Below are 25,336 nucleotides of genomic sequence, written 5' to 3'. Positions count from 1 at the left end.
GATCCGGATGCGGGCCCGACCGAAGGGATCTATCGTCAAAGGGGACGGCTCAACTTTACGCCGTCGCACACCCGCACCCGCGTCCTGAACCACCTGGCGCACCCGTGCACCGCCCGCAATCAGCATCCGCGTCCTGAACCAAGAGGAGCATCCCGTGACCGTCGAGCACGACAACTCATCCGCCAAGTTCGCCGAGTACGCCGCACCCGGCCGGCTCGTCACGACCGAGTGGCTCGCCGCCAACCTCGGCGCACCCGGCCTGGTCGTCGTCGAATCCGACGAGGACGTCCTGCTCTACGAGACCGGCCACATCCCGGGCGCCGTGAAGGTCGACTGGCACACCGAGCTCAACGATCCGGTCGTGCGCGACTACGTCGACGGCAAGGGCTTCGCCGAGCTCCTCAGCCGCAAGGGCATCTCGCGCGACGACACCGTCGTGATCTACGGCGACAAGAACAACTGGTGGGCCGCATACGCCCTCTGGGTCTTCTCGCTCTTCGGCCACGAGGACGTGCGCCTGGTCGACGGCGGTCGCGACAAGTGGATCGCCGAGGGCCGCGAGATCACCACGGAGAAGACGGTCCGTCCCGCGACGGAGTATCCCGTGGTCGAGCGCGACGACTCCGTGCTGCGCGCCTACAAGGACGACGTGCTGGCGTTCATCGGCCAGGGCCCGCTGATCGACGTGCGCTCCCCCGAGGAGTACTCCGGAGAGCGCACCCACATGCCGGCCTACCCCGACGAGAGTTCGCTGCGCGGCGGTCACATCCCCACCGCGAAGAGCGTGCCGTGGAGCCGTGCGGTCGCCGAGGACGGCGGATTCAAGACCCGCGCCGAGCTCGAGGAGATCTACCAGGACGGGGCGGGGCTCAAGGCCGGCGACGACGTGATCGCCTACTGCCGCATCGGTGAGCGCTCCAGCCACACCTGGTTCGTCCTGCAGCACCTGCTCGGCTTCGAGAACGTGCGCAACTACGACGGCTCGTGGACCGAGTGGGGCAGCGCCGTGCGCGTTCCGATCGTCACGGGGACCGAGCCCGGCTCCCTCTGAGCGTGGGAGAATCGGTGGGTGACTGACACGCATCTTCCCGCACGCCTGGCGGAGGTCCGCGAGGAGTTCCTGGAGCTCCCTCAGGAGGACCGCCTGGAGCTGCTCCTGGAGTACTCGTCCGAGCTCCCACCGGTGCCCGAGCACCTCGCCGGCAACGTCGACATGTACGAGCGCGTCGCGGAGTGCCAGTCCCCTGTCTTCATCAACGTCGAGGTCACCGACGGCGTCGTCGCCATGCACGCGACGGCGCCGCCGGAGGCGCCGACCACCCGCGGGTTCGCGAGCATCCTGGTTCAGGGCCTCACCGGACTGACCGCCGACGAGGTCCTCGCGATCCCGGGCGACTACCCGCAGACCATCGGTCTGACGAAGTCGGTCTCGCCCCTGCGGATCGCCGGCATGACCGGGATGCTGGTGCGCGCCCAGCGACAGGTCGCGGAGAAGCGCTGAATCAGTTCAGGACCCGGCGCGCGCGCCGAGGCCGCGCTCCGACATCCAGTCGGTGATCGCCGCCGTCCACCGCGTCTGGTCGTAGTTCCAGATCTTCGTGTGCCGCGCCACCGCGAACGCGGGCATGGTCACGAGGTCGGGCCGCGCAGCCGCCAGCGCATGGGAGGCGTCCGCGGGGACGAACCCGTCGTCGTCGCTGTGCAGGATCAGGATCGGCGCGTGCAGCTCGGATGCCCGCGCCACCATGTCCAGGCGATCGAAGCGGATCGCGTTCTCCGCGCCGCTCAGCCGCGCCGTGAACGTGTTCTCCAGCACACCCATGGCCAGGGCCGGAAGCGGTTCGCGCAGGCCCTCCTCACGCGCCTGGAAGCGCAGCACGGTGCGCCAGTCGACGACAGGTGAATCCAGCACGAGGCCGGCGATCCGGTCGCGGTTGCCGGAGGAGACGGCGGTCTGCAGCGCGATGGCACCGCCCATCGACCAGCCCATCAGCACGACGCGCCGCGCTCCGTGCCGCAGCGCGTATCCGACGGCCGCGTCCACGTCGCGCCATTCGCTCGCGCCGAGCGCGTAGCTCCCTCCGCGGGAGCGCGGTGCCTCGCCGTCGTTGCGGTAGGACACCACGAGGTTCGGCAGCCCCAGGGCATGGAACACCGGCACGGCGCGCAGGCACTCTGACCGCGTGGTGCCGCGACCATGGACCTGGATGACCCACGTGTCCGCGTTCCCGGTGTCCGCCGCGGGGAAGAACCACGCAGGGCAGGGGCCCGCGGGCGAACCGATCAGCACGCTCTCCCACGGCAGGTGCAGCTCGCTCGGGGTCACGTAGTACCAGCCGCTGAACGCGGCATCCCTGTCCACCTGTGCGCCCGGTTCGATCTGGGTCAGCAGCTTGCGGCGCACGGTCCGGGAGTCGGCACCGAGCACCGCGCCGAGCTTCACATAGCCGTAGGTGCCCGAGGTGAAGAGTCCGTAGCGCCCGGGCAGCTCGGTGTCCGGCGTGCGATCCAGCTCGATCGTCTGCGCGCCGGTGTCCACAGCCAGGATGTGCGTGTCGTTGCGCCGCACCGTCGGCGTGACCACACGGCGGGCGACCGTGAACACGACCGCTCCGGCAGCGGCTCCCAGCGCCAGCAGCGCGGGTACGGCGATGGCTACGGCGTGCCTGAGACTCTTCATCGCCTCCTGACTCTAGCCTGTCCACGTGACTGCACACCCGGATGCCGCAGCGCTCTTCGCCGTCGCCGCCGCAGAGCTGCGCGAGACGACGTTCCGCGCCGACATCGTCGTGCGGGAGATCCCGTCCCCCGCAGGTCTGGCGCCCTTCTCGCTGGCCCTCGCCGCGGACGTGCGCCCGGATGATCACGGCGACTCCATCTACGGCACCGGACGGTTCGTGCTGCTGCACGATCCGGACGAGCCCGCGGCCTGGGGCGGCGCGTGGCGCGTGATCGCGTTCGCCCAGGCCCCGCTGGAGCCCGAGATCGGCACCGATCCCCTGCTCGCCGACGTCGCCTGGTCGTGGCTCGTCGATGCCCTGGACTCACGCGACGCGCAGTACCACTCCGAGTCGGGGACCTCGACGAAGATGCTCTCGAAGGGCTTCGGCGGCCTGGCTGAGGAGGGCGACGGCGCTCAGATCGAGCTGCGCGCGTCGTGGACCCCGGATGCGCCGCTGCGCCCGCATGTGGAAGCATGGGCAGAGCTGGTGGGGATGCTGGCGGGTCTCCCGCCGGGTTCCGAAGATGTCGCCGTGTTCGGCGCGAGAAGGGACGGTCGTGGCTGAATACTCCGTGATCGCTGACCGCACGGAGTTCGAGAAGGCGTGTCTCGCCCTCTCCCAGGGCCAGGGACCGGTGGCCGTCGACGTGGAGCGCGCGTCCGGGTTCCGCTACTCGCAGCGCGCGTACCTCGTGCAGGTCTTCCGGCGCGACGCGGGCGTCTTCCTCTTCGATCCGCCGGCCGTCGGCGACTTCAGCGCACTGCAGGATGCCATCGGCGACACCGAGTGGGTGTTCCACGCCGCGAGTCAGGATCTGCCGTCGCTGCGCGAACTGGGCCTGAATCCGCCCCGCATCTTCGACACCGAGCTGGCGTCCCGCCTTCTGGGCAGCGACGGCTTCGGGCTGGCCGCCGTCGTCGAGCACACCATCGGGATCACCCTCGCCAAGGCGCATTCGGCCGCGGACTGGTCCACTCGGCCGCTCCCGCAGCCGTGGCTCGAGTACGCGGCCCTCGACGTGCTGCACCTGATCGACGTCGCGGACGTGCTCGCCCGCGAGCTCGCGGAGGCGGGCAAGACCGAGATCGCGGCGGAGGAATTCCAGGCGACTCTCGACAAGGAGCCCAAGGCCCCTCGCACGGAGCCGTGGCGCCGGCTGAGCGGACTGCACAAGGTGCGCGGCGCTCGTCAGCTGGCCGTCGCCCGAGAACTCTGGACCGCACGCGAGGCGTACGCGCAGGAGATCGATGTCTCCCCCGGCCGCCTCGTGCCGGACCGCTCGCTGCTCGCGGCCGTGCTCGCCGCACCGCAGAGCAAGTCCGCCCTCGCAGCGCTCAAGGAGTTCAACGGGCGCGCCAGCCGTACCCAGCTGGACCGCTGGTGGGACGCGATCGAGCGCGGCCGCACCACGGAGGACCTCCCTCGTGAGCGCGTGCCCAGTGATGCGCTCCCCCCGCCGCGCGCATGGGCGGATCGCAATCCGGAGGCCGATCTGCGACTGAAGGCCGCCCGCCCTGTGGTGGAGGCCATCGCGGAGGAGCTGCACATGCCGACGGAGAACCTGCTGACCCCGGACTTCCTGCGCCGGGTGGCCTGGCAGCCGCCGGCGTTGACAGCCGAGGCCGTCGGCGATGCTCTCGCCACGCTCGGGGCTCGACCGTGGCAGGTTGCGCATACCGCACAGAAGATCGCGGATGCCTTTGTAGAGGGGCCGCAAACCGATTCGGACGCCCCCGAAACGGCTTCGTAGGTTCGATCCAACCGATTCCTGACGCTCCGAGCGCCCTCCTAGGCTGGGGTCATCCCAACCAATGGAGGCAGGAGTGGCCGAGATCTCGGACGTCTTCTTCGTCGATGGAGTGCGCACGCCTTTCGGGCGCGCCGGCGAAAAAGGAATGTATTGGAACACCCGCGCGGATGACCTCGCCGTCAAGGCGACCATCGGCCTGATGGAGCGCAACGCCTCCGTCCCCGCCGACCGCATCGACGACGTCGCGATCGCCGCGACCTCGCAGACCGGCGACCAGGGCCTGACCCTCGGACGGTCGGTCGCGATCCTGGCCGGTCTCCCACAGACCGTTCCCGGCCTCGCGGTCGAGCGGATGTGCGCCGGCGCCATGACCAGCGTCACCACGATGGCGGCCTCCATCGGCATCGGCATGTACGACTTCGCCCTCGCCGGCGGTGTCGAGCACATGGGCCACCACCCGATCGGCGGCAACGCCGACCCGAACCCGCGCTTCGTCGCGGAGCGCATGGTCGACCCGGGCGCTCTCAACATGGGCGTCACCGCGGAGCGGATCTTCGACCGCTTCCCGCACCTGACCAAGGAGCGCTCCGACCGGTTCGGCATGCTCAGCCAGCACAAGGTGCAGGCTGCGTACGACGCCGGCAAGATCCAGCCCGACCTGGTGTCCGTGGCGATCAAGGACGCCGACGGCGCCTGGGGCCTCGCCACCGAGGACGAGGGTCGTCGCCCGCAGACCACCATGGAGGACCTGGCGGCGCTGAAGACCCCGTTCCGTCCGCACGGCCGCGTCACCGCCGGAACCTCCTCCCCCCTCACCGACGGCGCGACCATGTCGCTGCTCGCCGGCGGCGGCGCTGTCAAGGAGTTCGGCCTGACCCCCAAGATGCGGATGGTCTCGTTCGCCTTCGCCGGCGTGCAGCCCGAGATCATGGGCATCGGCCCGATCCCGTCGACCGAGAAGGCCCTCAAGAAGGCCGGCCTCACCATCGACGACATCGGCCTGTTCGAGCTCAACGAGGCCTTCGCCATCCAGGTGATCTCCCTGCTCGACCACTTCGGCATCGCCGACGACGACCCCCGCGTCAACCAGTGGGGCGGCGCGATCGCCCTCGGACACCCCCTCGCGGCGTCCGGCGTGCGCCTGATGATCCAGCTCGCCGCGCAGTTCGCCGAGCGCCCCGACGTGCGCTACGGCCTGACGGCCATGTGCGTCGGTCTCGGCCAGGGCGGATCGGTCATCTGGGAGAACCCGTTCTACGACGGCAAGAAGCGGAAGTGACGGCGGACATGACGAACTACGACGACATCGACTTCTCGCCGATCATGGCCCTCACCGAGGGCGAGGTCGTCACGCACTCCCCCGTGCGCGACATCCGCCTCGCCTCAGGCAAGGTGCTCGCCCTGATCACGCTGGACAACGGCCGCGACCACACCCGCCCGAACACGCTGGGGCCCGCCACGCTCACCGAGCTCGGCGAGACCCTCGACGGGCTCAAGGCCCGTGCGGCCGCCGGCGAGATCCAGGCGGTCGGCATCACCGGCAAGCAGTACATCCTCGCCGCCGGCGCCGATCTGTCGGACATCAGCCGGGTCGGTTCGAAGGACAACGCACGCCTGATCGCGCAGCTGGGCCACAAGGTCATCGGCTCGCTGTCCGATCTGGGCGTGCCCTCCTTCGCGTTCGTGAACGGACTCGCCCTCGGCGGCGGCATGGAGATCGCCCTGAACTCCACGTACCGCACGGTCGACGCCTCCGCCGCAGCGCTGGCGCTGCCCGAGGTCTTCCTCGGCATCATCCCCGGCTGGGGCGGCGCGTATCTGGTTCCGAACCTGATCGGCATCGAGAACGCGCTCGAGGTGGTCATCTCCAACCCGCTCAAGCAGAACCGGATGCTCAAGCCGCAGCAGGCGTTCGAGCTCGGCCTGTTCGACGCGATCTACCCCGCCGCGAACTTCCTGGAGAACTCGCTGGCCTGGGCCGATGCGGTCCTCGGCGGCAAGAAGGTGGAGCGCAAGAACGCCCCGGGCAAGATCGAGCGCACGGTCAAGTGGCCGGTGGCCATCAAGATGGCCCGCAACATGCTCGAGTCGAAGATCGGCACCGTGCCGAAGTCGCCTTATGCCGCGCTCGAGCTGCTCGACAAGGCGAAGAGCGGCACGAAGGCGGAGGGTTTCGCCCGCGAGGACGAGGCGCTCGCCGAGCTCGTGACCGGCGACCAGTTCGCGGCATCGATGTACGCGTTCGACCTGGTGCAGAAGCGCGCCAAGCGTCCCGTCGGCGCACCCGACAAGACGCTCGCGAAGAAGGTCACCAAGGTCGGCATCATCGGGGCCGGCCTGATGGCCAGCCAGTTCGCGCTGCTGTTCGTGCGCAAGCTGCAGGTGCCGGTGCTCATCACCGACCTGGACCAGGCGCGCGTCGACAAGGGCGTGGCGTACATCCACGAGGAGATCGGCAAGCTCGAGGCGAAGGGCCGTCTCGACGGCGACACCGCCAACAAGCTGCGCAGCCTCGTCACCGGCACCACCGACAAGACCCTCTACGCGGACTGCGACTTCGTGATCGAGGCCGTGTTCGAAGAGGTCGGCGTGAAGCAGGCCGTGTTCGGCGAGATCGAGAAGATCGTCGCCGAGGACGCGATCCTGGCGACCAACACCTCGTCGCTCTCGGTCGCCGAGATCGGCTCCAAGCTCGCGCACCCCGAGCGCCTGGTCGGCTTCCACTTCTTCAACCCGGTCGCGGTCATGCCGCTGATCGAGATCGTGAAGACGGACGCCACGACGGATGCCGCTCTGTCGACCGCCTTCGTGGTGGCGAAGGGCCTCGGCAAGAACGCCGTGCTCACGGCCGACGCCCCCGGCTTCGTCGTGAACCGCCTGCTGGCCAAGGTCATGGGCGAGGCCGCGCGTGCGGTGTACGAGGGCACTCCGGTCGCCGACGTCGAGAAGGCGTTCGGTCCGCTGGGGCTACCGATGAGCCCGTTCCAGCTGATCGACCTGGTCGGCTGGAAGGTCGCCGCGCACGTGCAGGACACGATGGTCCGCGCCTTCCCCGAGCGCTTCTACGCGAACGACAACTTCCACGCTCTCGCCGAGCTGGACGCGGTCGTCGAAAAGGACAAGGGCGGTCGCGTGACCGGCTGGACGAAGGCCGCCGAGAAGGCGCTGAAGGGCCAGACCGGCTCCACTCCGGCATCCGCGGAGACGATCCTGCGCCGCGTGCAGGACGGCCTGGCGCAGGAGATCCGGATCATGCTCGACGAGGGTGTGGTCCCGGAGGTCGAGGACATCGACCTGTGCCTGATCCTGGGCGCGGGCTGGCCGTTCATCGACGGCGGCGCCTCACCGTACCTCGACCGCGAGGGAGCCTCGGAGCGCGTGTTCCAGGGCACCTTCCACAACCCGCCGATCCGCGGGATCGCGCACAGCTGACGAACGCCGCACGACGGGCCGCTCCGACTTCGGGGCGGCCCGTCTCGCGTCTGCGGGGAACGGACGGCGAACACCCCGTGAACACCTGCGCGACGGGGCTCGATCGGGGTACGGCATCCTCACGGACCCGGCACAGTGGTCTCATGGAGATGCTCCTGACGATGGTGAGCGGCAAAGGGATCTCGAGCCTGCTGAAGACCGGAACCGCGATCCTCACGATCGTGCTCGTCTTCCCGGCGCTGATGAAGCTCTTCATCGTGACCGTGGACGAGGGCTGGGCCGCGATCCGCACCCGGAACGGCAAGCCGATCATCCGCAACCGGCCGCCACGGCGCAAATCGAGCCTCAGCGGCGCCGTGGGAGAGGTCGTCGTGCTGCGACCCGGTTCGCACGGGGCGTTCCCGCTGTTCTACTGGTACCGGCTCGTGGACGTGCGCTGCCGGGCGACCGATCTGCCGGTGCGGGAGCTGACCGGCGCCGGCGGCGTGCAGCACAGAGTGCACGCGTCGTTCGAGTGGCGGCCGATCCCGACCGGACACGACCTGAGGGTGTTCGAGCTCGACGTGGTGAACGTGCGGGAACGCGCGTCGAACATCGTCGGCGCCGCGCTGCGCGACGCGGTGCGGATGCTGGACGGCGAGGAGCTCCCGCACAACGACGAGATCAGCACCAGAGTGCTCGCCGCCTGCGCCGAGTCGGTGCGCGTCGCGTGCGGTGTGGAGCTGGTGCGGGTGATGATCACCGGTGACGCTCTGACGGACGGCTACCTGCTCGCCGGAGCCCTCCGCGCCGGCGACCGCGCACCGGACGCTGTCGCCGCCCTGCACGCGCTCAACTGAGCGCGTCCTGCGCCGGTCGCCGGTCCTGTCCGCCGCGTTCCGGCCAGTGCGCGAACGCCCGCTCGGCGATGGCGGTGATGGTCAGTGAGGGGTTCACACCCGGGTTCGCCGGCACCGCCGCACCGTCGACGACATGCACGCCCGGATGTCCCCAGACGCGGTTCCAGGCGTCGATGACGCCGTCCTCGGGGGTCGCGCCGATCACTGCGCCGCCGAGGAAGTGCGCGGTCAACGGGATGCCGAAGGCCTCAGGCCATGAGCCTCGCGCCTCGGTGCGGACACCGGTCTCCTCCTGCATCCGCGCGGCGATCGCCGCCGCGGCGCGATGCGCCTGTGGCAGGTACGACGGATTCGGCTCCCCGTGGCCCTGCCTGCTGGTCAGGACGTCGCGGCCCAGGCGACGACGCAGCGAGAGCGTGAGCGAGTTGTCGGCCGTCTGCATGACCAGGGCGATGATGCCGCGCTCGCTCCACCTGCGCAGATTCGCCAGCCGGAACTGCCGCACCGGATGTCGCAGCACCTGCGCGGCCATCGAGCCGAGCCGCCCGAACAGGGGCCGGTCGCCGTCGACCAGCAGCGTTGCGAGCCCGCCCATCAGATTCGAGCCCGCGCCGTAGCGCACGTTCTCCACGTGCGTGTGATCGTCCACATGGAACGAGGTCGTGATCGCCACGCCCTCCGTGTACGCGACGCTGTCCGGGACGCGGGTCGAGATCGCGCCGTCCAGCGCCTCGGAGTTGGTACGGGTCAGGCGGCCCACGGCATCCGAGATGCGCGGCAGTGCGCCGGACGCCTTCATCCGGTGCAGCAGCTGCTGCGTCCCCCAGGTGCCGGCCGCGAGCACCACCTGCTCCGCCCGGATCGTGCGGCGCTGCCGGCGCACCCACGCCCCGGAGCGCTCGGAGGTGACGAGATACCCGCCGCGCGGATCCTCACGCACCTCGACGACCGTGCGCAGCGGCTCGATCGTCGCACCGCGGCGCTCGGCGAGATGCAGATAGTTCTTGCGCAGGGTGTTCTTGGCGCCGACGCGGCACCCCACCATGCAGTTGCCGCACAGCGTGCACCCGGTCCGCGCCGGCCCCTCCCCGTCGAAGAACGGGTCCGGGACCGTGACGCCCGGCATGCCGAGGAAGACCCCCACCGGCGCACGCCGGAAGGTGCCGCCGACTCCGAGGTCCTCGGCGGCGCCGGCCATGATCCGCTCCACGGGTCCGGTGTGCGGATAGTGCTCGACGACGCCCAGCATCCGCTTCGCCGTGACGTAGTGCGGCGCGAGCTCGGCCTGCCAGGACATCCCCGGCGGCCACTGCCGATCGGCGAAGAACGCCGCACCCGGCTCGTAGAGCGTGTTGGCGTAGTTCAGCGAACCGCCGCCGACGCCCGCACCGGCGAGGATCATCACGTGCGGTAGCCGATGGATGCGCTGCACGCCGAAGCAGCCCAGACGGGGCGCCCACAGGTAGCGGCGCACGTCCCACGACGTCCTCGCGAAGTCCTCGTCCTCGAACCGGCGGCCGGCCTCGAGCACCCGGACGCGGTATCCCTTCTCCGACAGGCGCAGGGCGGCGACCGAGCCGCCGAAGCCCGATCCCACGATCACGACGTCCTCGTCGTAGCTCATCCGTTCATCCCTTCGGGGTCCTCATCGTCGCGGAACCATCATCGTCACGGCACCGGGTCGGATGCCGATCACGCACTCGCCGGCGCCGACGCGCTCGCCGTCGGCGTATACCACCAGGTCGGGTGCCGACACCTGCACGCGTCTCGCCTGCCGGTGCAGCACCTCCGGCCGTGACAGGTGGGTGCCGCGCAGCAGCAGCGGGAACACGGTCAGCAGCCGCAGGCGGCCGAGCGGTGCGACGCGCACGAGGTCGAGCGCTCCGTCGTCGGGCCGGGCTCCGACGCAGATCGGCATCCCTCCCCCGTAGCTGGACGTGTTGCCGACGGCGAGCAGGGTGCCTGGCATCGACTGCTCCTCGCCGCTGTCGACGCGCACCCGGAAGTCGGTGGGTCGCAGCCGCAGCAGCTCGATGACCAGTGCGAGGTAGTACCGCAGCGGGCCGCGGGGATGTCGCAGCGTGTTGGTGCGCTCACTGACCTTGGCGTCGAAGCCGAGGGCGGCGATCGTGAGGAACGCCCGGCTCTCCCCCTGCGAGGAGATGCTGCCGAGGTCGATGCGACGCGGGCTCCCGTGGACTGCGGCTGACGCCGCCGCGGCGGGATCGCCGGTGGGGATGCCGAGCGCGCGGGCGAGGTCGTTCCCCGTGCCGGCGGGCACGAGCGTCACCGGCACGTCGGCATCGGCGAGGACGTCGACGATGCCGGTGAGCGTCCCGTCGCCGCCCACGACGACCACGCCGTCGTGACGCTCGTGCACGGCCTGGTGCGCGAGTGCGCGGGTCTGCGCGGCGGTGTCGCCCGCCAGCACCGAGACGACGGCGCCGGTGTCCCGCAGCATCCGCTCGGCGACGGCGGCGGCGCGAGCACCGCGCCCCTTGCCGGCGCGCGGGTTGACGATCATCGCGAGACGCACGGGTTCAGGCACCGGGGTGTTCCGTGGGGACCAGCACACCGGGATTCATGATCCCCCGCGGGTCGAGCTCGCGCTTGACGGCGCGAAGGATGCGGATGCCGGTCTCGCCGATCTCGTCCGCCAGCCAGGGCGCGTGATCGCGTCCGACGGCGTGGTGGTGCGTGATCGTGCCGCCGGCAGCCGCGATCGCATCCCCGACGCGATGCTTCACCGTCTCCCACACGCCGAGCTGCTCGCCCCTGATCCCGGCGAGCACCGTGAAGTACAGCGAGGCGCCCGTCGGGTACACGTGCGAGACATGGCACATCACGAAGCTCTTCGCCCCGGCATCCGAGAATCCGCCCTTGAGCGCGGCCGTCACCGCCGCCCGCAGAGCGTGCAGGTTCGACCAGGTCGTCGCTGTCTCCAGCGTCTCGCAGAACACCCCTGCGTCGAGCAGGGCGTCACGCAGATAGGGGCCGTCGAAGCGGGTGCGCATCCACTCCTCGGCATCGCCGCGGCCCGTGCTGGAGCCGCCGGCCTCCGCGATGAGCGCCGCCGTGCGCTCGCGGCGTCTCTCCGCGTCCTCTCCCTCGAACACGGTGACCGCACTGGCACCCTTCGCGAGCACCTTGCCGAGCCGGCCGAGCTGAGCGAGGCTCACGCCGGTCTCGGCCTCGTCCGAGAGGCGGATGACGGTCGGTGTCCCGCCGCGCTGCACGACCTGCCGGAGCGCGTCGGCGCCGGTCGCGAAGTCGGGGAAGGTCCAGGACTCCAAGATGCGCTCCGCCGGAGTCCGGTGCACGCGCACGCGCACCTCCGTGATCACCCCGAAGGCGCCCTCCGAGCCGAGCAGCAGGCGGGTGAGGTCCGGGCCGGCGGCGGAGCCCGGTGCGCGCCCGAGGTCCAGGTCGCCAGTCGGAGTGGCCATGCGGATGCCGGTCACCATGGCCTCGAAGCGGCCGTAGCCGGCCGAGTTCTGTCCCGAGGAGCGTGCGGCCGCGAAACCGCCGATCGTGGCGTAGCGGAAGCTCTGCGGGTAATGCCCGAGCTCGAAGCCGTGCGCCGCGAGCATGCGCTCTGCCTCCGGTGCTCGCGTACCGGCCAGCAGCACCGCCTCGCCGCTGACCTCGTCGAGCCGGACCAGACCGGACAGCAGCGCGAGATCCAGGGCGATCACGGCGCGGTGCGCGCCGGCGTCCGGATCCACGCCGCCGACCACGCTGGTGCCGCCTCCGAACGGGACGACCGCGAGATCGCGCTCGGCGGCCGTGCGCAGCGTCTCGCGCACCTGATCGTGGTCGGCCGGCCTTACGACGGCATCCGGTGCCTCCTGGCGTGCAGCGCGACGGCGCAGCAGATCGGGCGTCGACTTCCCGCCCGAGCGCCGGATGCGGGTCTCCGCGTCGGTCAGCACCTGATCAGCGCCGACGACGACTCCGAGCGCGTCGATGTCCTCGCCGCTGAGGCGCGAGGCGGCGATCTCGACGGCGCCGATCGCGGGCGCGGGGTCGGGCCGGCGCACGCGCCCCAGCATGAGCGGCAGCAGGGCCCGCACCGCGCGCGGCAGGTCAGTGGCCCGTTCCGGGTCGCCCCAGCCGTCCCAGCGCATCTCCGGCGGCGAACCCGCCCTGTCATCCTCGACATCCATGCGTTACAGTGTGACACATTGTGGAAGATCGTCAATCATTGAACCGGAACCCGCCGCGGTGGGATGCGACGCAGCTGCGCATCCTCGGTGCCGCGGAGCACCTGATCGCGCAGCGCGGCGTCGGCGGACTCACGATCGCCGAACTGGCTCGCGAGGCGGGTGTGAGCAGGCCGACGATCTATCGCAGCTGGGCCGGCGCCGACGAGGTCGTCCGCGCCGCTCTGCTGCACCGTGTCGTGACGCTGCTCGAGCGCGTGCCGTTCGCGCAGACGCGCGCGGGGATCGTCGACGACGTGCTCCGCTTCTCGGAGGCGTTCCAGACCGACCCGCTGTACTCAGCGCTGCTCGCCCGCGAGCCCGAGGTCTTCACCCGCTACACCCTGCACCGGTTCGGTGCCAGCCAGCAGGCCATCCTGCAGCGGATGGCCGCCTCGATCGGCGCAGCTCAGGCAGGCGGCACGGTGCGCGACGGCGACCCGCAGCACATCGGCGTCATGCTGCTCCTCGTCGCGCAGTCGGCGATCCTCTCGCACGGCACCGTCAGCGAGCTCATCGACGACGCCTCCTGGGAACGCGAGCTGCGTGCTGCGCTGGACGGACTGCTGCGGCCATGAGCTCGCCCGATCTCACCGCGGCGCGCCGTCGCGCGGAGCTCGCCCGCGCGGCGGCCGGCACCGTCGACGTGCTGGTGGTGGGTGGCGGGATCACCGGGACCGGTACCGCGCTGGATGCCGCATCCCGCGGCCTCAGCGTGCTGCTCATCGAGGCGGAGGATCTCGCGTTCGGGACCAGCCGGTTCAGCTCCAAGCTGGTGCACGGCGGTCTTCGGTACCTCGCCACCGGCGACATCGCGACAGCGCGGGAGAGCGCCAGGGAGCGCCATCTGCTGATGACGGCGATCGCCCCGCACCTGATCCGCCCGCTGCCCCAACTGCTCCCCTTCTCTCCCTCGGTCTCGCTGCGTCAGCGGGTCGCGGGGGCGGCGGGCATGGCGATGGGCGACCTGCTGCGGCTGCAGGCGCGCACGCCTGGACGCATCCTGCCCGGTCCTCGCGCAGCATCCGCCCGCACCGCGCTCGGGCTGGTGCCCGGGCTGGACGCGCACCGCCTGCGCGGGGGCATGATCACCCATGACGGGCAGCTCGCCGACGACGCGCGCCTGGTGGTCGCGGTGGCGCGGAGCGCAGCCGCTCTGGGCGCGAGCATCCTCACCCGGGTTCGCGCGCTGCGCCTGCACGCCGACGGCGCGGACGCCGAGGACGTGCTCACCGGCGAGCGGTTGACGATCCGCGCACGCAGCGTGATCAATGCCACGGGCGTGTGGGCCGGCTCGCTCGACGACGCGATCACGGTGCGTCCCAGCCGCGGAACGCACATCGTGCTCGACGGCGCCGCTCTCGGGCATCCGCGCGCCGCCCTGACGATCCCGCACGTCGGGTCCGTCAGCCGGTACGTGTTCGCCCTTCCGCAGCCGGGCGGACGCGTCTACGTCGGACTCACCGACGAGGACGCGCCGGGCGATGTGCCGCGCGTCGCCCAGCCGACCGAGCCGGAGATCGCGTTCCTGCTCGAGAGCCTGAATCGTGTGCTGCAGACGCCGGTCCGCCGGGGGCAGGTGCTGGGCGCGTTCGCCGGGCTCCGTCCCCTGGTGGACGGCGGCGGTGGAAGCACGGCCGATGTGTCCCGCAGGCATCTCGTCGCGGCATCCGACGACGGCTTCGTCTCGGTGCTGGGCGGCAAGCTCACCACGTATCGGCGCATGGCACAGGACGCCGTGGATCTGGCCGTGCGCACGCGCGGGCTGACGGCGCCGTCCAGCCGCACCGCGGCACTGCGGCTGGCGGCCTTCTCCCCCGTCGATCCCGCACCTCCGCTGGCCGAGGGTCTGAGCCTCAGTGCGGCGGACGTCGTGGATGCCGTGCGCACTCAGGGCGCGATGACGGCGGATGACGTTCTCGACCGGAGGACCCGTGTGGGCCTGGTCCCGGAGGAGCGGGCACGGGCGCTCCCGCTGGTCGCCGACCTGGTCGCACGAGCCCTCGACGAGCTCGGCTGACGGCGCGACTCGTCTTCGCTCCCCTCCGCGCGCTATTATTTGAACATGTTCAGTTCTGAGCTCACGCCGAAGGCGGAGCAGACCCGCGCCCGCATCCGGGCAGCCGCCATCGCCTCCTTCATCGAGCGCGGCTACCCCGACACCACGATCCGGCTGATCGCCAGAGAGGCGGGGGTGTCGGTCGGGAACGCGTACTACTACTTCCCCTCGAAGACCCATCTGGTGCAGGAGCTGTACGAGCAGGTGCAGCAGGATCACGCTCGCGTCGCAGTCCCCCTGCTGGAGGGCGTCGGGGGCCTGGTCGACCGCCTGCGGATCGTCTTCGAGACCGGCCTCCAGACGCTGGAGCCCTATCAGCGCGTGGCGCCGGGCTTCCTCAGCGCCATGATCGCCCCGGACTCCCCCATCAACCCGCTGTCTCGCGAGTCGTCCGGTGCTCGGGAGATGACGATCGGTCTCTTCCGGCGCGCGGTCGACGGCGCAGAGCACCGTCTGCCGGATGACATCGCGAAACGGCTCCCGGATGCCCTCTTCGTCGCGTTCCTGGGACTCATCGTGCGCTGGACCTACGACGAGGACGAGCACGCCCGCACCCGGCGCCTTCTGGACACCGCACTGAAGCTGCTCGCGGTGGCCCTGCCCTTCGTGCGGGTCCCGGGCGTGCGCGGAGTCGCACGCGACCTGCTCGACCAGATCGCGGAGGTGCGGGCATGACAGGCGCGCCCGCCTCGACCCTGTCACCGCGCACTCCCGATCAGCCGATGGCGTTCACCCGTGACGAGTTCGTGATGGGGGCGGTGTCGTCCTGGCTCTTCTTCCTGGGGCTGCTGGCAGCGGCGGAAGTGTCCGTCGCGGTCGTCTCCGATGTCATGGGCTCGCTCCGCGGTGGTCCCTCCGGCTTCTCCTCCGTAGGGCTTCTGGGCCCCGTGCTGCTCATCTCGCTGCTGATCGCGGCGCCCATCTCCGGAATCGCGGCGCTGCTCACCGCGCCGGTGATCCGCAGGCTCGCGTGGCGGCTGCGCACGCGGCGCTCCCCCTGGCTGCACGTCGCCGCCCACGCCGCCATCGGCGCGGCGGTCGGGGCGATCACCATCGCCGTCCTGCAGCTGCTCTTCCTGCTGTGGACGGATGCCGCGGCCCCCCTGCCGCAGTTCGCCGGCTACTGCCTGATCGCCGCGGCGCTCACCGCGGCGTCCACGGTGCTCGGCTGGGCCGTCACCGTGCGCAACGCGCGCCGGTGGGACAGCGGTCGGAGCACAGCGCGGCGCATCCAGGCCCGCATCGATCGTGACGCTGTCGTGGAGGACGAGGCTCTGGAGCTCTGACGCTCAGCTGCGATCGTGGATGGGCAGCTCGATCGCGCCGGTCTCGCCGGTCTGACGCGCCATCGGGACGCGCTTGCCCAGCACCTGTGCGACGACGTCCTGGGCGATCTTCGCAGCCGTCAGGCCGGCATCCTGCAGCACCTGCTCGCGCGACGCGTGCTCGATGAACGCGTCCGGCACGCCGAGCTCGTCGACGGCGGTGTCGATGCCCGCCTCACGCAGCACCTGACGCACCCGGGTGCCGACGCCGCCCACGCGGATGCCGTCCTCGAGCGTGATCACCAGACGGTGCCTTGCAGCCAGCTCGAGGATCGACGGCTGCACGGGGATCGCCCAGCGCGGGTCGATCACCGTGGCGCCGATCCCCTGCGCTCGCAGGCGCGCGGCGACGTCCAGGGCGAGCTCGGTGAACGGACCGATGCCCACCAGGAGCACATCCTCGGTCTCATCGCGGGAGAGCACGTCGACCCCGTCCGCCAACCGTTCGACGGCAGGGATGTCGTCGGGCACCGACCCCTTCGGGTAGCGGATCACGGTGGGCGCGTCGTCGACGGCCACGGCCTCGTCGAGCACCTCCTGCAGACGCGCCGCGTCCCGAGGGGCCGCGATGCGGATGCCCGGGACCAGCTGCAGCATCGCCAGATCCCAGATCCCATGATGGCTCGGGCCGTCCGGCCCGGTGACACCGGCCCGATCCAGCACGAACGTGACGCCGGCCTTGTGCAGGGCGACATCCATCAGCACCTGGTCGAAGGCGCGGTTCATGAAGGTCGCGTAGATCGCCACCACGGGGTGCAGGCCCCCGAACGCGAGGCCGGCCGACGAGGCGACGGCGTGCTGCTCGGCGATGCCGACGTCGTACACGCGGTGCGGGTAGCGTTCGGCGAACGGGGCGAGACCCGTCGGGCGCAGCATGGCGGCGGTCATCGCGATGACCTTCTCGTCCCTGCCGCCGACGTCGACCAGGGCGTCGGCGAACACCGAGGTCCACGAGCGGCCCGAGGACTTGCCCAGCGCGCCACCGGTCTTCGGATCGATGCGTCCGACGGAATGGAACTGGTCCGCCTCGTCGTCGAGCGCCGGCTGGTATCCACGGCCCTTCTCGGTGATGACGTGCACGATCACGGGTGCGCCGAAGTCCTTCGCGAGCTGGAGCGTCTCCAGGAGGGCGGGGAGGTCGTGACCGTCGACCGGGCCGAGGTACTTGATGTCCAGATTGGAATACAGTGCGACGTTGTTCGTGAAGCGCGACAGGAAGCCGTGCGTGCCACCGCGCACTCCGCGGAACAGCGCCCGGCCGAACGGGCCGAAGGCGCGGAACACCCGGTCGGACTTGCGGTGCAGATCGCGATAGGCGGCGGCGGTGCGCACCCGGTTCAGGTATCGGGACATTCCGCCGATCGTCGGCGCGTAGGAGCGTCCGTTGTCGTTGACGACGATCACGAGATTGCGATCGTTGTCATCGGAGATGTTGTTCAGCGCCTCCCAGGTCATCCCGCCCGTGAGCGCGCCGTCGCCGACGACCGCGACCACGTGGCGATCTCCCCGTCCGGTGGCGGTGAGGGCGCGGGAGACGCCGTCCGCCCAGCTCAGCGAGCTGGAGGCGTGCGAGGACTCGACCACGTCGTGCGGGCTCTCCGAGCGCTGCGGGTAACCGGCGAGGCCGCCGCGGGAGCGCAGCTGCGAGAAGTCCTGTCTGCCGGTCAGCAGCTTGTGCACGTAGGACTGGTGCCCGGTGTCGAAGATGATCGGGTCCTCGGGCGAGGAGAACACCCGGTGCAGCGCGATCGTCAGCTCGACGACGCCGAGGTTCGGACCGAGGTGACCGCCGGTGCGGGCCACGTTCTCGACCAGGAAGGTGCGGATCTCGGCCGCCAGCTCAGCGAGCTGATCGGGTGAGAGCCGGTCGAGATCCCGGGGACCGGTGATGCTCGGCAGGATCGGCATGGACGCTCCTCCGCGACTCGACGACTGCGCGGCCGGAGGGCTCGCGCGAACCTGTCCAGTCTATCTCCGAGTCGGTGGGAGTTCGGTGCGTGGCGCGGATGACTGCGGCCTCGGCGGTGCACTCCTCGGGCATGCGGAAGCGCCCCGCCCGGTCGAAACCGGGCGGGGCGCTCTCGTCGTGGGATCAGACCAGCGAACGCAGCACGTACTGCAGGATGCCGCCGTTGCGGTAGTAGTCCGCCTCACCGGGTGTGTCGATGCGCACGACCGCGTCGAAGGTGACGGGCGCGTGGCCCTCGGGCGAGAACTCGCTCGGGGTCGCAGTGACCTTCACCGTCTTCGGCGTGGTGCCCTCGTTGAGCTCGGTCAGGCCCTCGATCGAGATGATCTCGGTGCCGTCCAGGCCCAGCGACTCCCAGGACTCGCCCGCCGGGAACTGCAGCGGGACGACGCCCATGCCGATGAGGTTGGAGCGGTGGATGCGCTCGAAGCTCTCCGCGATGACCGCCTTGACGCCCAGGAGGTTGGTGCCCTTGGCCGCCCAGTCGCGCGAGGATCCGGAGCCGTACTCCTTGCCGCCGAAGACCACCAGCGGCACGCCCTGCTCCTGGTAGTTCATGCACGCGTCGTAGATGAACGCCTGCGGACCGCCGGGCTGGGTGAAGTCGCGGGTGTAGCCGCCCTCGATCTGCTGACCGTCGTTGACGGCCTTGACCAGCGTGTTCTTCAGGCGGATGTTCGCGAACGTGCCGCGGATCATCACCTCGTGGTTGCCTCGACGCGATCCGAAGGAGTTGAAGTCCTTGCGCTCCACACCGTGCTCCTGCAGGTACTGCGCAGCAGGGGTGCCCGGCTTGATTGCGCCGGCCGGCGAGATGTGGTCGGTGGTGACCGAGTCGCCCAGGGCCGCCATCACGCGAGCGCCGGTGATGTCGGTCACCGGGGTGAGCTCCATGGTCATGCCGTCGAAGTACGGCGCCTTGCGCACGTAGGTCGAGTCCTCGTCCCATTCGAAGATCGGACCGGTCGGCGTGGGCAGGCCCGTCCAGCGCTCGTCGCCGTCGAAGACGGTTGCGTACTGCTTGATGAACTGCTCACGCGAGATCGATGCGTCGATGATCTCCTGCACCTCTTCGGAGGTGGGCCAGATGTCCCGCAGGAACACGTCGTTGCCTTCGGTGTCCTGACCCAGCGCGTCGTTCTCGAAGTCGAAGTGCATCGAGCCGGCGAGGGCGTAGGCGATGACCAGCGGCGGCGAGGCCAGGTAGTTCATCTTCACGTCCGGGCTGATGCGACCCTCGAAGTTGCGGTTGCCGGAGAGCACGGCGGTGACCGCGAGGTCGTGCTCGTTGACGGCGGCCGAGACCTCGTCGATCAGCGGACCGGAGTTGCCGATGCAGACCGTGCAGCCGTAGCCGACCGTGTAGAAGCCCAGGCCCTCGAGGTCCTCGTTCAGGCCCGACTTCTCGTAGTAGTCGGTGACGACCTTGGAGCCGGGAGCCAGCGTGGTCTTGACCCACGGCTTCTGCTTCAGGCCCTTCTGCAGCGCCTTCCGGGCGACCAGACCGGCCGCGACCATGACCGAGGGGTTGGAGGTGTTGGTGCACGAGGTGATCGCTGCGAGCGTCACCGCGCCGTTGTCCAGGATGTACTGGTCGCCGGCGGGCGTGGTCACGGGAACCGGCTTGGACGATGCGGCGGGCGCACCGCTGCTGATGTGCACCGGACGGGTGTGCACCTCCTCCTCACCGGGGACCTGACCGGGGTCGGATGCCGGGAAGGAGTGCTTCGACTCGAGGTCGGCCAGCTCGTCCGAGGTGGACGGCGTGGCGTAGTTGAGGATGTCCTTCTCGAACTGCGTCTTCGCCTCGGAGAGCAGGATGCGGTCCTGCGGGCGCTTCGGACCGGCGATCGAGGGGACCACGGTGCCGAGGTCGAGCTCCATGTACTCGCTGTACACCGGCTCGTTGGCGGCGTCGTGCCACAGGCCCTGGATCTTGGCGTACGACTCGACCAGCGCGATCGCCTCGTCGCTGCGGCCGGTGAGGCGCAGGTAGTCGAGGGTGACGTCGTCCACCGGGAAGATCGCCGCGGTGGAGCCGAACTCCGGCGACATGTTTCCGATGGTGGCGCGGTTGGCGAGCGGCACGGATGCCACGCCGGCGCCGTAGAACTCGACGAACTTGCCGACCACGCCGTGCTGGCGCAGCATGTCGGTGATCGTCAGCACGACGTCGGTCGCGGTGACGCCGGCGGGGATCTCGCCGGTGAGCTTGAAGCCGACGACGCGCGGGATGAGCATGGAGACCGGCTGGCCCAGCATGGCCGCCTCGGCCTCGATGCCGCCGACGCCCCAGCCCAGCACGCCCAGGCCGTTGACCATGGTGGTGTGCGAGTCGGTGCCGACGAGCGTGTCGGGGTAGGCGCGCAGCACGCCGTCGACGGTGCGGTCGTAGACGACCTTGGCCAGGTGCTCGATGTTCACCTGGTGCACGATGCCGGTTCCCGGCGGGACGACCTTGAAGTCGTCGAAGGCGGTCTGGCCCCAGCGCAGGAACTGGTAGCGCTCGCCGTTGCGCTCGTACTCGATCTCGACGTTGCGCTGCAGCGCGTTCTCCGCGCCGAAGAGGTCGGCGATCACGGAGTGGTCGATGACCATCTCGGCGGGCGAGAGCGGGTTGATGCGGCTCGGGTCGCCGCCGAGGGCGGTGACGGCCTCGCGCATGGTGGCGAGGTCGACGATGCAGGGCACGCCGGTGAAGTCCTGCATGAGGACGCGGGCGGGCGTGAACTGGATCTCGGTGCTGGGCTCGGCCGTGGCATCCCACGAGCCCAGCGCCTCGATCTGCGCCTTCGTGACGTTCTTGCCGTCCTCGGTGCGCAGCTGGTTCTCCAGAAGCACCTTCAGGCTGAAGGGGAGCTTCTCGTGACCGGCGACCGTGTCGATGCGGAAGATCTCGTAGTCGGTGCTGCCGACCGTCAGGGTGCTCTTGGCACCGAAGCTGTTCACCGTGGACACGGATCCGTCTCCTTCTGTTCGGATGGGAGCGACAGGCGACTCCATCTTGCTCGCCTCCGGATGCCGCGGCTAGCAAGGTTCGCCTTACCAGTGTGCTCCGCGGAATCGCTCGGCAAAAGCCCGAGATTTATCTTGATGTCGAGATAAATCTAGCAGAGGTGAACGGTGCCTGCGTCACTCGCCGCGCCGATACAGGGCCCTGACGACGAGCCAGGTCACGGCGACGAGCGGGGCGAACAGCGGCAGCCCCATGATGAGCTTCAGCGTTCCCAGGAGGGTGACCTGGTCGGTGAGATAGAGCGGCAGCTGCACGCCCAGGCGCGCGTAGAAGAGCACGCCCCACGCGATGCCGAGCCAGAAGAACGCCCGCCGTTTGCGGCGATCCTGGCGCCAGGCCGTGCCCTCCCCCATCAGGAAGCCCACGGCCAGCCCGATCAGCGACCAGCCCACCAGCGCGGCCACGATCATGGCGGTGCCGTAGACCGCGTTCGTGATCAGTCCGGGCACGAAGTTGTCCGCTCCGCGTCCGGTCCACAGCGCCAGCACCGCCGCGGCGCCGGCGGCGACCAGGCCGCCGATCGCGGCGGACGGCGGCGACTTCTGCAGCAGGCGGATGACCGTGAACACCGCGGCCAGTCCCACCGACACGCCCAGGGAGAGGATCAGCGGCTCGGGGCGCACCGTGAAGAGGACGACGAAGGCGAGACTCGGCAGGACCGACTCCAGGATGCCGCGCCAGCCGCCCATCGCGGTCCAGACGACCTTCTGCGTGCTCTCGCTGCTGTCCGCGCCGAGCCCGGCGCGGCGCGCCGCTCCGCCCAGCGCCGCGCCGATCAGGTCGGCCGCGGACGGCTCAGCGTGCGCAGCGGCGTCCTTCTCGCGCGCGTCCTGCTCGCGGTCGGCGTCGGTCACGCCGAGCCCGGCGTGGACGGCATCTTCAGCGGGATGAGGTCGCGGGGCGGCATCGGGGATCCGCCGCGCACGACGACGATCGAGCGGAACAGGTCCTCGACCTGCTCGGCCGCGGCCGGGTCGGAGGCCGCCTCGCCGCCGATGACGCCGCGCAGGAACCAGCGCGGGCCGTCGACGCCGATGAAGCGCGCCAGGCGCATCTCGGAGCCCTCTGCGGCGGTCGCGGGCACCTCGGCCAGCAGCTCCTTGCCCAGCGGGCCCTCGCGCTCCTCGACGCGACCGCCCTGGGTGCGGATCTGGTCGCGCAGCTGCACGCGGGTCTCATCCCACAGGCCGCGCGTGCGCGGCGCGGCGAACGGCTGCACCTGCAGCGAGGAGTTCGCGTAGTCCAGGCCGACCGCCACGATGCGCTTGGTCTGCTCCTCCACCTCCAGCCGCAGGTTCAGACCCTCGCGGGGCAGCACCTTGATGCCGCCGAGGTCGATGTAGGGGCGGACGGGGTTCGCCTCCGCGTCGTCGAACGGTCCCGCAGTGGCCCGGTCCTCCGGTGCCGACTTCAGCGTGGGCTCGATCTCTTCAGTCATTCGCTCTTTCCCTGGGTATAGCCGGTGGACCCGAAGCCGCCTTCGCCGCGGACGCTCTCGGGCAGCTCGTCGACGGGTTCGAAGTGCGCCTGGATCACGGGCATCACGATCAGCTGCGCGATGCGATCACCGACCGCCACATCGTACGCGTCCTTGCTGTCGGTGTTCAGCAGGCTCACCTTGATCTCGCCGCGGTATCCCGCATCGACCGTGCCGGGCGAGTTGACCACGGTGATGCCGTGCTTGGCCGCGAGTCCGCTGCGCGGAACCACGAAGGCCGCGTAGCCCCCGGGCAGCGCGATCCGCACGCCCGTGCCGATCAGGGCGCGCTCACCCGGTTCCAGGCGCACCGCCTCGGTGGAGACGAGGTCTGCCCCGGCATCACCCGGATTCGCGTAGAACGGGGTGTGCGCGGCGATAATGGGGACGGCAACGGAATGAGTCACCCCATGAGGCTAATGCAGAACACCACGCAGGAAACGCGGGAGAGCTATCGCGAACGGCTGTCGCCGAGCCTGTGGATGCTCGTCACGATCGCACTCGTCGGCCCCATGGTGTCGCTGGTGTTCGCACCGGTCGCCTCCAGCATCGCGATCGCGATCGGGGCGGCCGTCTCGCTGGTGCTCGTCATCCTCAGCATCCTGCTGGCGCCGGTCATCAGCGTGCGCGGGACGGTTCTGCACGCCGGACGCGCGCACATCGACGCGCGCTGGCTGGGCGAGCCCGAGCACTTCACCGGGCAGGATGCCCGCGACCGGCGCACACGCGACATCGCGCGCGACGGATGGCATCTCATCCGGGGAGGCATCGACGGCCTCGTCGTGGTGCCGCTGACGGATCCGGACGACCCGATGCGCTCCTGGACCATCTCCTCGCGCACGCCCGATCGGCTCAGCGCTGCGATCCGCGCGGCGCGCGCAGCGGGCTGACGGGGCGACCGGGGCGACCGGATCCGTCAGCGCCGACCACGCCCGGAGAAGCAGAACGCGCCCCGAGCCGAATGGCCGGGGCGCGTGCGTACAGGGTGCGTCAGGCGGCGCATTCCTTGCAGATGGGACCTTCGGGGCCCTCGTGGTCGAGCTGCGAGCGGTGCTTCACGAGGAAGCAGCTCATGCAGGTGAACTCATCCTGCTGCGCAGGGAGCACGACCACATCGAGCTCCACATCGGACAGGTCCGCACCCGGGAGTTCGAAGCCCGAGGGGTTGTCGGAGTCCTCGACGTCGCCGGCGCCGGACTGGTTGCTCGGCACACGCTCCTTGAGGGCTTCGATCGACTCGGAGTCGTCTTCGCTCTTACGGGGCGCGTCGTAGTCGGTTGCCATGTGGTGAATCTCCACTTCAGTGGTACGAGTGGTTTGTGGGGGAGCTGATTCGGGTGTTCAGCGGGCGTTAGTTTGCACGACCGCGGAGGATTTAGCAAATGCCTTCGCGTTCGCCCGGGGAAACTCACGGCGCGCCCAGAGTATTCCCGGACCTGAGCGGGTCATCGTGACAGCATGAACGCACACCCACCAGAGGGGCATCGGTATGGAAAACGTCACCATCGTCGGAACAGAAGCGGGAGTCCTCGTCCTCGCCACGGAGTCCGGGCAGCGCTTCGCGCTCCCGATCGACGACGTGCTGCACCGCGAGGTGCGCCGGGCGACCCGCGAGACGGAGCCCGCCGCCGCGCGACTGGCCGCGAGCCCCCGCGACATCCAGACCCAGATCCGCGCCGGGCTCTCAGCGTCCGAGGTCGCGGCACTGCTCGGCGTCAGCGAGGCGGACGTCGCGCGCTTCGAGGGTCCTGTGCTCGCCGAGCGCGAGCACATCGTCGGTCAGGCCCTCGCCGTTCCGGTGCTGATCGGCAGCGAGGTCGAGCCCGACGCCCAGCCGACCTTCGGTGTCGCGGTGCGCGCCAAGCTCGCCGATCTGCAGGCGACCGACGAGCGCTGGGCGAGCTGGAAGGACGAGTCCGGCTGGACCGTCAAGCTGGAGTTCACCGCCGACGAGGTCGAGCACGACGCACGCTGGGCCTTCGACCCGCGTCGCAGCACGCTCTCGCCCCTGAACCCGGATGCCACGCAGCTCTCCCGCCAGGGCTCACTCCCCGAGGGGCTGATCCCGCGCCTTCGCGCGGTCGACCACGAGCGCGTCTCGCCCTACAAGGACGACAGCCGCTTCGACTCCGGTGCGTTCGGCCCCCGTCTGCTCCCCCGCCCGGAGGACGAGGCCGCGGACGCACCCGCCGCTGAGCACTCCAGCGCCGCCGTGCAGGCGGCCGCCGCCCGCCGCGCGCCGGAGGAGAGCCACCCCAACGCCGAGACCGCGGACCTGCTGGAGGCGCTGCGACGCCGCCGCGGGCAGCGCGAATCCGCTCCCCTGTTCGGCGAGGACGAGCACGATGAGCCCGCGCCCATCGCCCTGTTCGACGCCATCGAGGACGAGGCGCCCGCCGAGCCGGAACCGGCTCCGGAGCCCGAGCCGGCCGAGCAGCCCTCCGGCCGGCGCAAGCGCCGCAACGCGATGCCGAGCTGGGACGAGATCGTCTTCGGGGCCCGCACCGAGGAGTGATGCACGGATCGGACTCCGGGCCCCACGGT

The 25,336-nt window shown here is 70.4% G+C and carries 23 protein-coding genes; 13 read left to right on the top strand and 10 right to left on the bottom strand.

The window, feature by feature from the left end; translation table 11 throughout:
• Positions 1–154: 154 nt before the first annotated feature.
• Both ACTJJ4_RS02010 and ACTJJ4_RS02005 read left to right on the top strand, forming a co-directional pair.
• On the top strand, positions 155–1,051 hold the full coding sequence (locus ACTJJ4_RS02010) for a sulfurtransferase (RefSeq protein WP_440941799.1): 897 nt from the start codon (positions 155–157) through the stop codon (positions 1,049–1,051).
• Between the two features lie 18 nt (positions 1,052–1,069).
• On the top strand, positions 1,070–1,501 hold the full coding sequence (locus tag ACTJJ4_RS02005; RefSeq protein WP_440941798.1) for a SufE family protein: 432 nt from the start codon (positions 1,070–1,072) through the stop codon (positions 1,499–1,501).
• Positions 1,502–1,507: 6 nt separating this feature from the next.
• Here ACTJJ4_RS02005 and ACTJJ4_RS02000 read toward each other — a convergent pair whose 3' ends face one another.
• A complete protein-coding gene (locus tag ACTJJ4_RS02000; protein ID WP_440941797.1) occupies positions 1,508–2,680 on the bottom strand; it encodes an alpha/beta hydrolase family protein in 1,173 nt (390 codons plus the stop codon).
• A 25-nt stretch (positions 2,681–2,705) separates the two neighbouring features.
• Between ACTJJ4_RS02000 and ACTJJ4_RS01995 the strand changes: the two genes are divergently transcribed.
• From ACTJJ4_RS01995 to ACTJJ4_RS01975, 5 genes are all read left to right on the top strand, one after another.
• Complete coding sequence (locus ACTJJ4_RS01995; RefSeq protein WP_285632002.1) at positions 2,706–3,287, top strand: DUF3000 domain-containing protein; 582 nt, start codon at positions 2,706–2,708, stop codon at positions 3,285–3,287.
• On the top strand, positions 3,280–4,473 hold the full coding sequence (locus ACTJJ4_RS01990; protein ID WP_440941796.1) for a ribonuclease D: 1,194 nt from the start codon (positions 3,280–3,282) through the stop codon (positions 4,471–4,473). The genes ACTJJ4_RS01995 and ACTJJ4_RS01990 overlap by 8 nt, the downstream gene beginning before the upstream one ends.
• Positions 4,474–4,546: 73 nt before the next feature.
• Positions 4,547–5,752 (top strand): thiolase family protein, encoded by a 1,206-nt coding sequence (locus ACTJJ4_RS01985; protein ID WP_440941795.1) that lies wholly within the window; start codon positions 4,547–4,549, stop codon positions 5,750–5,752.
• Positions 5,753–5,760: 8 nt separating this feature from the next.
• Positions 5,761–7,905 carry a 3-hydroxyacyl-CoA dehydrogenase NAD-binding domain-containing protein gene (locus ACTJJ4_RS01980; RefSeq protein WP_440942801.1) on the top strand — a complete coding sequence of 715 codons (2,145 nt, stop codon included), beginning with the start codon at positions 5,761–5,763 and terminating at the stop codon, positions 7,903–7,905.
• Positions 7,906–8,048: 143 nt separating this feature from the next.
• Entirely contained in the window at positions 8,049–8,744 is a 696-nt protein-coding gene (locus ACTJJ4_RS01975) for an SPFH domain-containing protein (RefSeq protein ID WP_440941794.1), read from the top strand.
• On the opposite strand, the gene ACTJJ4_RS01970 is transcribed toward ACTJJ4_RS01975, so the two are convergent.
• The 3 genes from ACTJJ4_RS01970 to ACTJJ4_RS01960 are packed head-to-tail and all read right to left on the bottom strand — an operon-like array spanning position 8,737 to position 12,910.
• Entirely contained in the window at positions 8,737–10,368 is a 1,632-nt protein-coding gene (locus ACTJJ4_RS01970; protein WP_440941793.1) for a GMC oxidoreductase, read from the bottom strand. The genes ACTJJ4_RS01975 and ACTJJ4_RS01970 overlap by 8 nt on opposite strands.
• A 21-nt stretch (positions 10,369–10,389) precedes the next feature.
• The gene (locus tag ACTJJ4_RS01965) at positions 10,390–11,292 is read right to left on the bottom strand and encodes a diacylglycerol/lipid kinase family protein (RefSeq protein ID WP_440941792.1); all 903 of its coding nucleotides are present in this window, start codon (positions 11,290–11,292) and stop codon (positions 10,390–10,392) included.
• Positions 11,285–12,910 (bottom strand): FAD-binding oxidoreductase, encoded by a 1,626-nt coding sequence (locus tag ACTJJ4_RS01960; protein WP_440941791.1) that lies wholly within the window; start codon positions 12,908–12,910, stop codon positions 11,285–11,287. Before ACTJJ4_RS01960 ends, ACTJJ4_RS01965 begins: the two co-directional genes overlap by 8 nt.
• Before the next feature lie 38 nt (positions 12,911–12,948).
• Between ACTJJ4_RS01960 and ACTJJ4_RS01955 the strand changes: the two genes are divergently transcribed.
• The 4 genes from ACTJJ4_RS01955 to ACTJJ4_RS01940 are packed head-to-tail and all read left to right on the top strand — an operon-like array spanning position 12,949 to position 16,291.
• Complete coding sequence (locus ACTJJ4_RS01955; protein WP_440941790.1) at positions 12,949–13,524, top strand: TetR/AcrR family transcriptional regulator; 576 nt, start codon at positions 12,949–12,951, stop codon at positions 13,522–13,524.
• Entirely contained in the window at positions 13,521–14,966 is a 1,446-nt protein-coding gene (locus ACTJJ4_RS01950; protein ID WP_440941789.1) for a glycerol-3-phosphate dehydrogenase/oxidase, read from the top strand. The genes ACTJJ4_RS01955 and ACTJJ4_RS01950 overlap by 4 nt, the downstream gene beginning before the upstream one ends.
• A gap of 45 nt (positions 14,967–15,011) precedes the next feature.
• Complete coding sequence (locus ACTJJ4_RS01945) at positions 15,012–15,680, top strand: TetR/AcrR family transcriptional regulator (protein WP_440941788.1); 669 nt, start codon at positions 15,012–15,014, stop codon at positions 15,678–15,680.
• Positions 15,677–16,291: a hypothetical protein gene (locus tag ACTJJ4_RS01940; protein ID WP_440941787.1), complete on the top strand. Its 615-nt coding sequence runs from the start codon at positions 15,677–15,679 to the stop codon at positions 16,289–16,291. The genes ACTJJ4_RS01945 and ACTJJ4_RS01940 overlap by 4 nt, the downstream gene beginning before the upstream one ends.
• A gap of 3 nt (positions 16,292–16,294) precedes the next feature.
• Here the strand turns inward: ACTJJ4_RS01940 and dxs are convergent, their stop codons facing one another.
• From dxs to dut, 5 genes are all read right to left on the bottom strand, one after another.
• Positions 16,295–18,238, bottom strand: a complete 1,944-nt coding sequence (gene dxs / locus ACTJJ4_RS01935; RefSeq protein WP_440941786.1) for a 1-deoxy-D-xylulose-5-phosphate synthase — start codon at positions 18,236–18,238, stop codon at positions 16,295–16,297.
• 184 nt (positions 18,239–18,422) lie between these two features.
• Complete coding sequence (locus ACTJJ4_RS01930; RefSeq protein WP_440941785.1) at positions 18,423–21,302, bottom strand: aconitate hydratase; 2,880 nt, start codon at positions 21,300–21,302, stop codon at positions 18,423–18,425.
• A gap of 129 nt (positions 21,303–21,431) precedes the next feature.
• A complete protein-coding gene (locus ACTJJ4_RS01925) occupies positions 21,432–22,169 on the bottom strand; it encodes a DUF3159 domain-containing protein (protein ID WP_440941784.1) in 738 nt (245 codons plus the stop codon).
• Positions 22,166–22,753, bottom strand: a complete 588-nt coding sequence (locus ACTJJ4_RS01920; protein WP_285631959.1) for a DUF3710 domain-containing protein — start codon at positions 22,751–22,753, stop codon at positions 22,166–22,168. The genes ACTJJ4_RS01925 and ACTJJ4_RS01920 overlap by 4 nt, the downstream gene beginning before the upstream one ends.
• Positions 22,750–23,199, bottom strand: a complete 450-nt coding sequence (dut, locus tag ACTJJ4_RS01915) for a dUTP diphosphatase (RefSeq protein ID WP_440941783.1) — start codon at positions 23,197–23,199, stop codon at positions 22,750–22,752. Before dut ends, ACTJJ4_RS01920 begins: the two co-directional genes overlap by 4 nt.
• Positions 23,200–23,202: 3 nt before the next feature.
• Here dut and ACTJJ4_RS01910 point away from each other — a divergent pair, with 3 nt between their 5' ends.
• A complete protein-coding gene (locus ACTJJ4_RS01910) occupies positions 23,203–23,682 on the top strand; it encodes a DUF3093 family protein (RefSeq protein ID WP_440941782.1) in 480 nt (159 codons plus the stop codon).
• Between the two features lie 100 nt (positions 23,683–23,782).
• Here ACTJJ4_RS01910 and ACTJJ4_RS01905 read toward each other — a convergent pair whose 3' ends face one another.
• Positions 23,783–24,076: a DUF4193 domain-containing protein gene (locus ACTJJ4_RS01905; protein ID WP_285631951.1), complete on the bottom strand. Its 294-nt coding sequence runs from the start codon at positions 24,074–24,076 to the stop codon at positions 23,783–23,785.
• A gap of 205 nt (positions 24,077–24,281) precedes the next feature.
• Between ACTJJ4_RS01905 and sepH the strand changes: the two genes are divergently transcribed.
• Entirely contained in the window at positions 24,282–25,307 is a 1,026-nt protein-coding gene (gene sepH / locus ACTJJ4_RS01900; RefSeq protein ID WP_440941781.1) for a septation protein SepH, read from the top strand.
• Positions 25,308–25,336: the final 29 nt, after the last annotated feature.

The sequence above is a fragment of the Microbacterium sp. 22195 genome (genome assembly GCF_052056515.1).
Taxonomy (GTDB): Bacteria; Actinomycetota; Actinomycetes; order Actinomycetales; family Microbacteriaceae; genus Microbacterium.
Note: the sequence above shows the minus strand (reverse complement) of the source record. Positions and strands in the feature narration are given on the sequence as shown.

Coding starts and splice junctions, on each gene's coding strand:
- ACTJJ4_RS01905 (WP_285631951.1), bottom strand. CDS start 24,076: ATGGCAACCGACTACGACGCGCCCCGTAAGAGCGAAGACGACTCCGAG.
- ACTJJ4_RS01980 (WP_440942801.1), top strand. CDS start 5,761: ATGACGAACTACGACGACATCGACTTCTCGCCGATCATGGCCCTCACC.
- sepH (WP_440941781.1), top strand. CDS start 24,282: ATGGAAAACGTCACCATCGTCGGAACAGAAGCGGGAGTCCTCGTCCTC.
- ACTJJ4_RS01910 (WP_440941782.1), top strand. CDS start 23,203: ATGAGGCTAATGCAGAACACCACGCAGGAAACGCGGGAGAGCTATCGC.
- ACTJJ4_RS01950 (WP_440941789.1), top strand. CDS start 13,521: ATGAGCTCGCCCGATCTCACCGCGGCGCGCCGTCGCGCGGAGCTCGCC.
- dxs (WP_440941786.1), bottom strand. CDS start 18,238: ATGCCGATCCTGCCGAGCATCACCGGTCCCCGGGATCTCGACCGGCTC.
- ACTJJ4_RS01945 (WP_440941788.1), top strand. CDS start 15,012: ATGTTCAGTTCTGAGCTCACGCCGAAGGCGGAGCAGACCCGCGCCCGC.
- ACTJJ4_RS01960 (WP_440941791.1), bottom strand. CDS start 12,910: ATGGATGTCGAGGATGACAGGGCGGGTTCGCCGCCGGAGATGCGCTGG.
- ACTJJ4_RS01940 (WP_440941787.1), top strand. CDS start 15,677: ATGACAGGCGCGCCCGCCTCGACCCTGTCACCGCGCACTCCCGATCAG.
- ACTJJ4_RS01930 (WP_440941785.1), bottom strand. CDS start 21,302: ATGGAGTCGCCTGTCGCTCCCATCCGAACAGAAGGAGACGGATCCGTG.
- ACTJJ4_RS01970 (WP_440941793.1), bottom strand. CDS start 10,368: ATGAGCTACGACGAGGACGTCGTGATCGTGGGATCGGGCTTCGGCGGC.
- ACTJJ4_RS01975 (WP_440941794.1), top strand. CDS start 8,049: ATGGAGATGCTCCTGACGATGGTGAGCGGCAAAGGGATCTCGAGCCTG.
- ACTJJ4_RS02000 (WP_440941797.1), bottom strand. CDS start 2,680: ATGAAGAGTCTCAGGCACGCCGTAGCCATCGCCGTACCCGCGCTGCTG.
- ACTJJ4_RS01920 (WP_285631959.1), bottom strand. CDS start 22,753: ATGACTGAAGAGATCGAGCCCACGCTGAAGTCGGCACCGGAGGACCGG.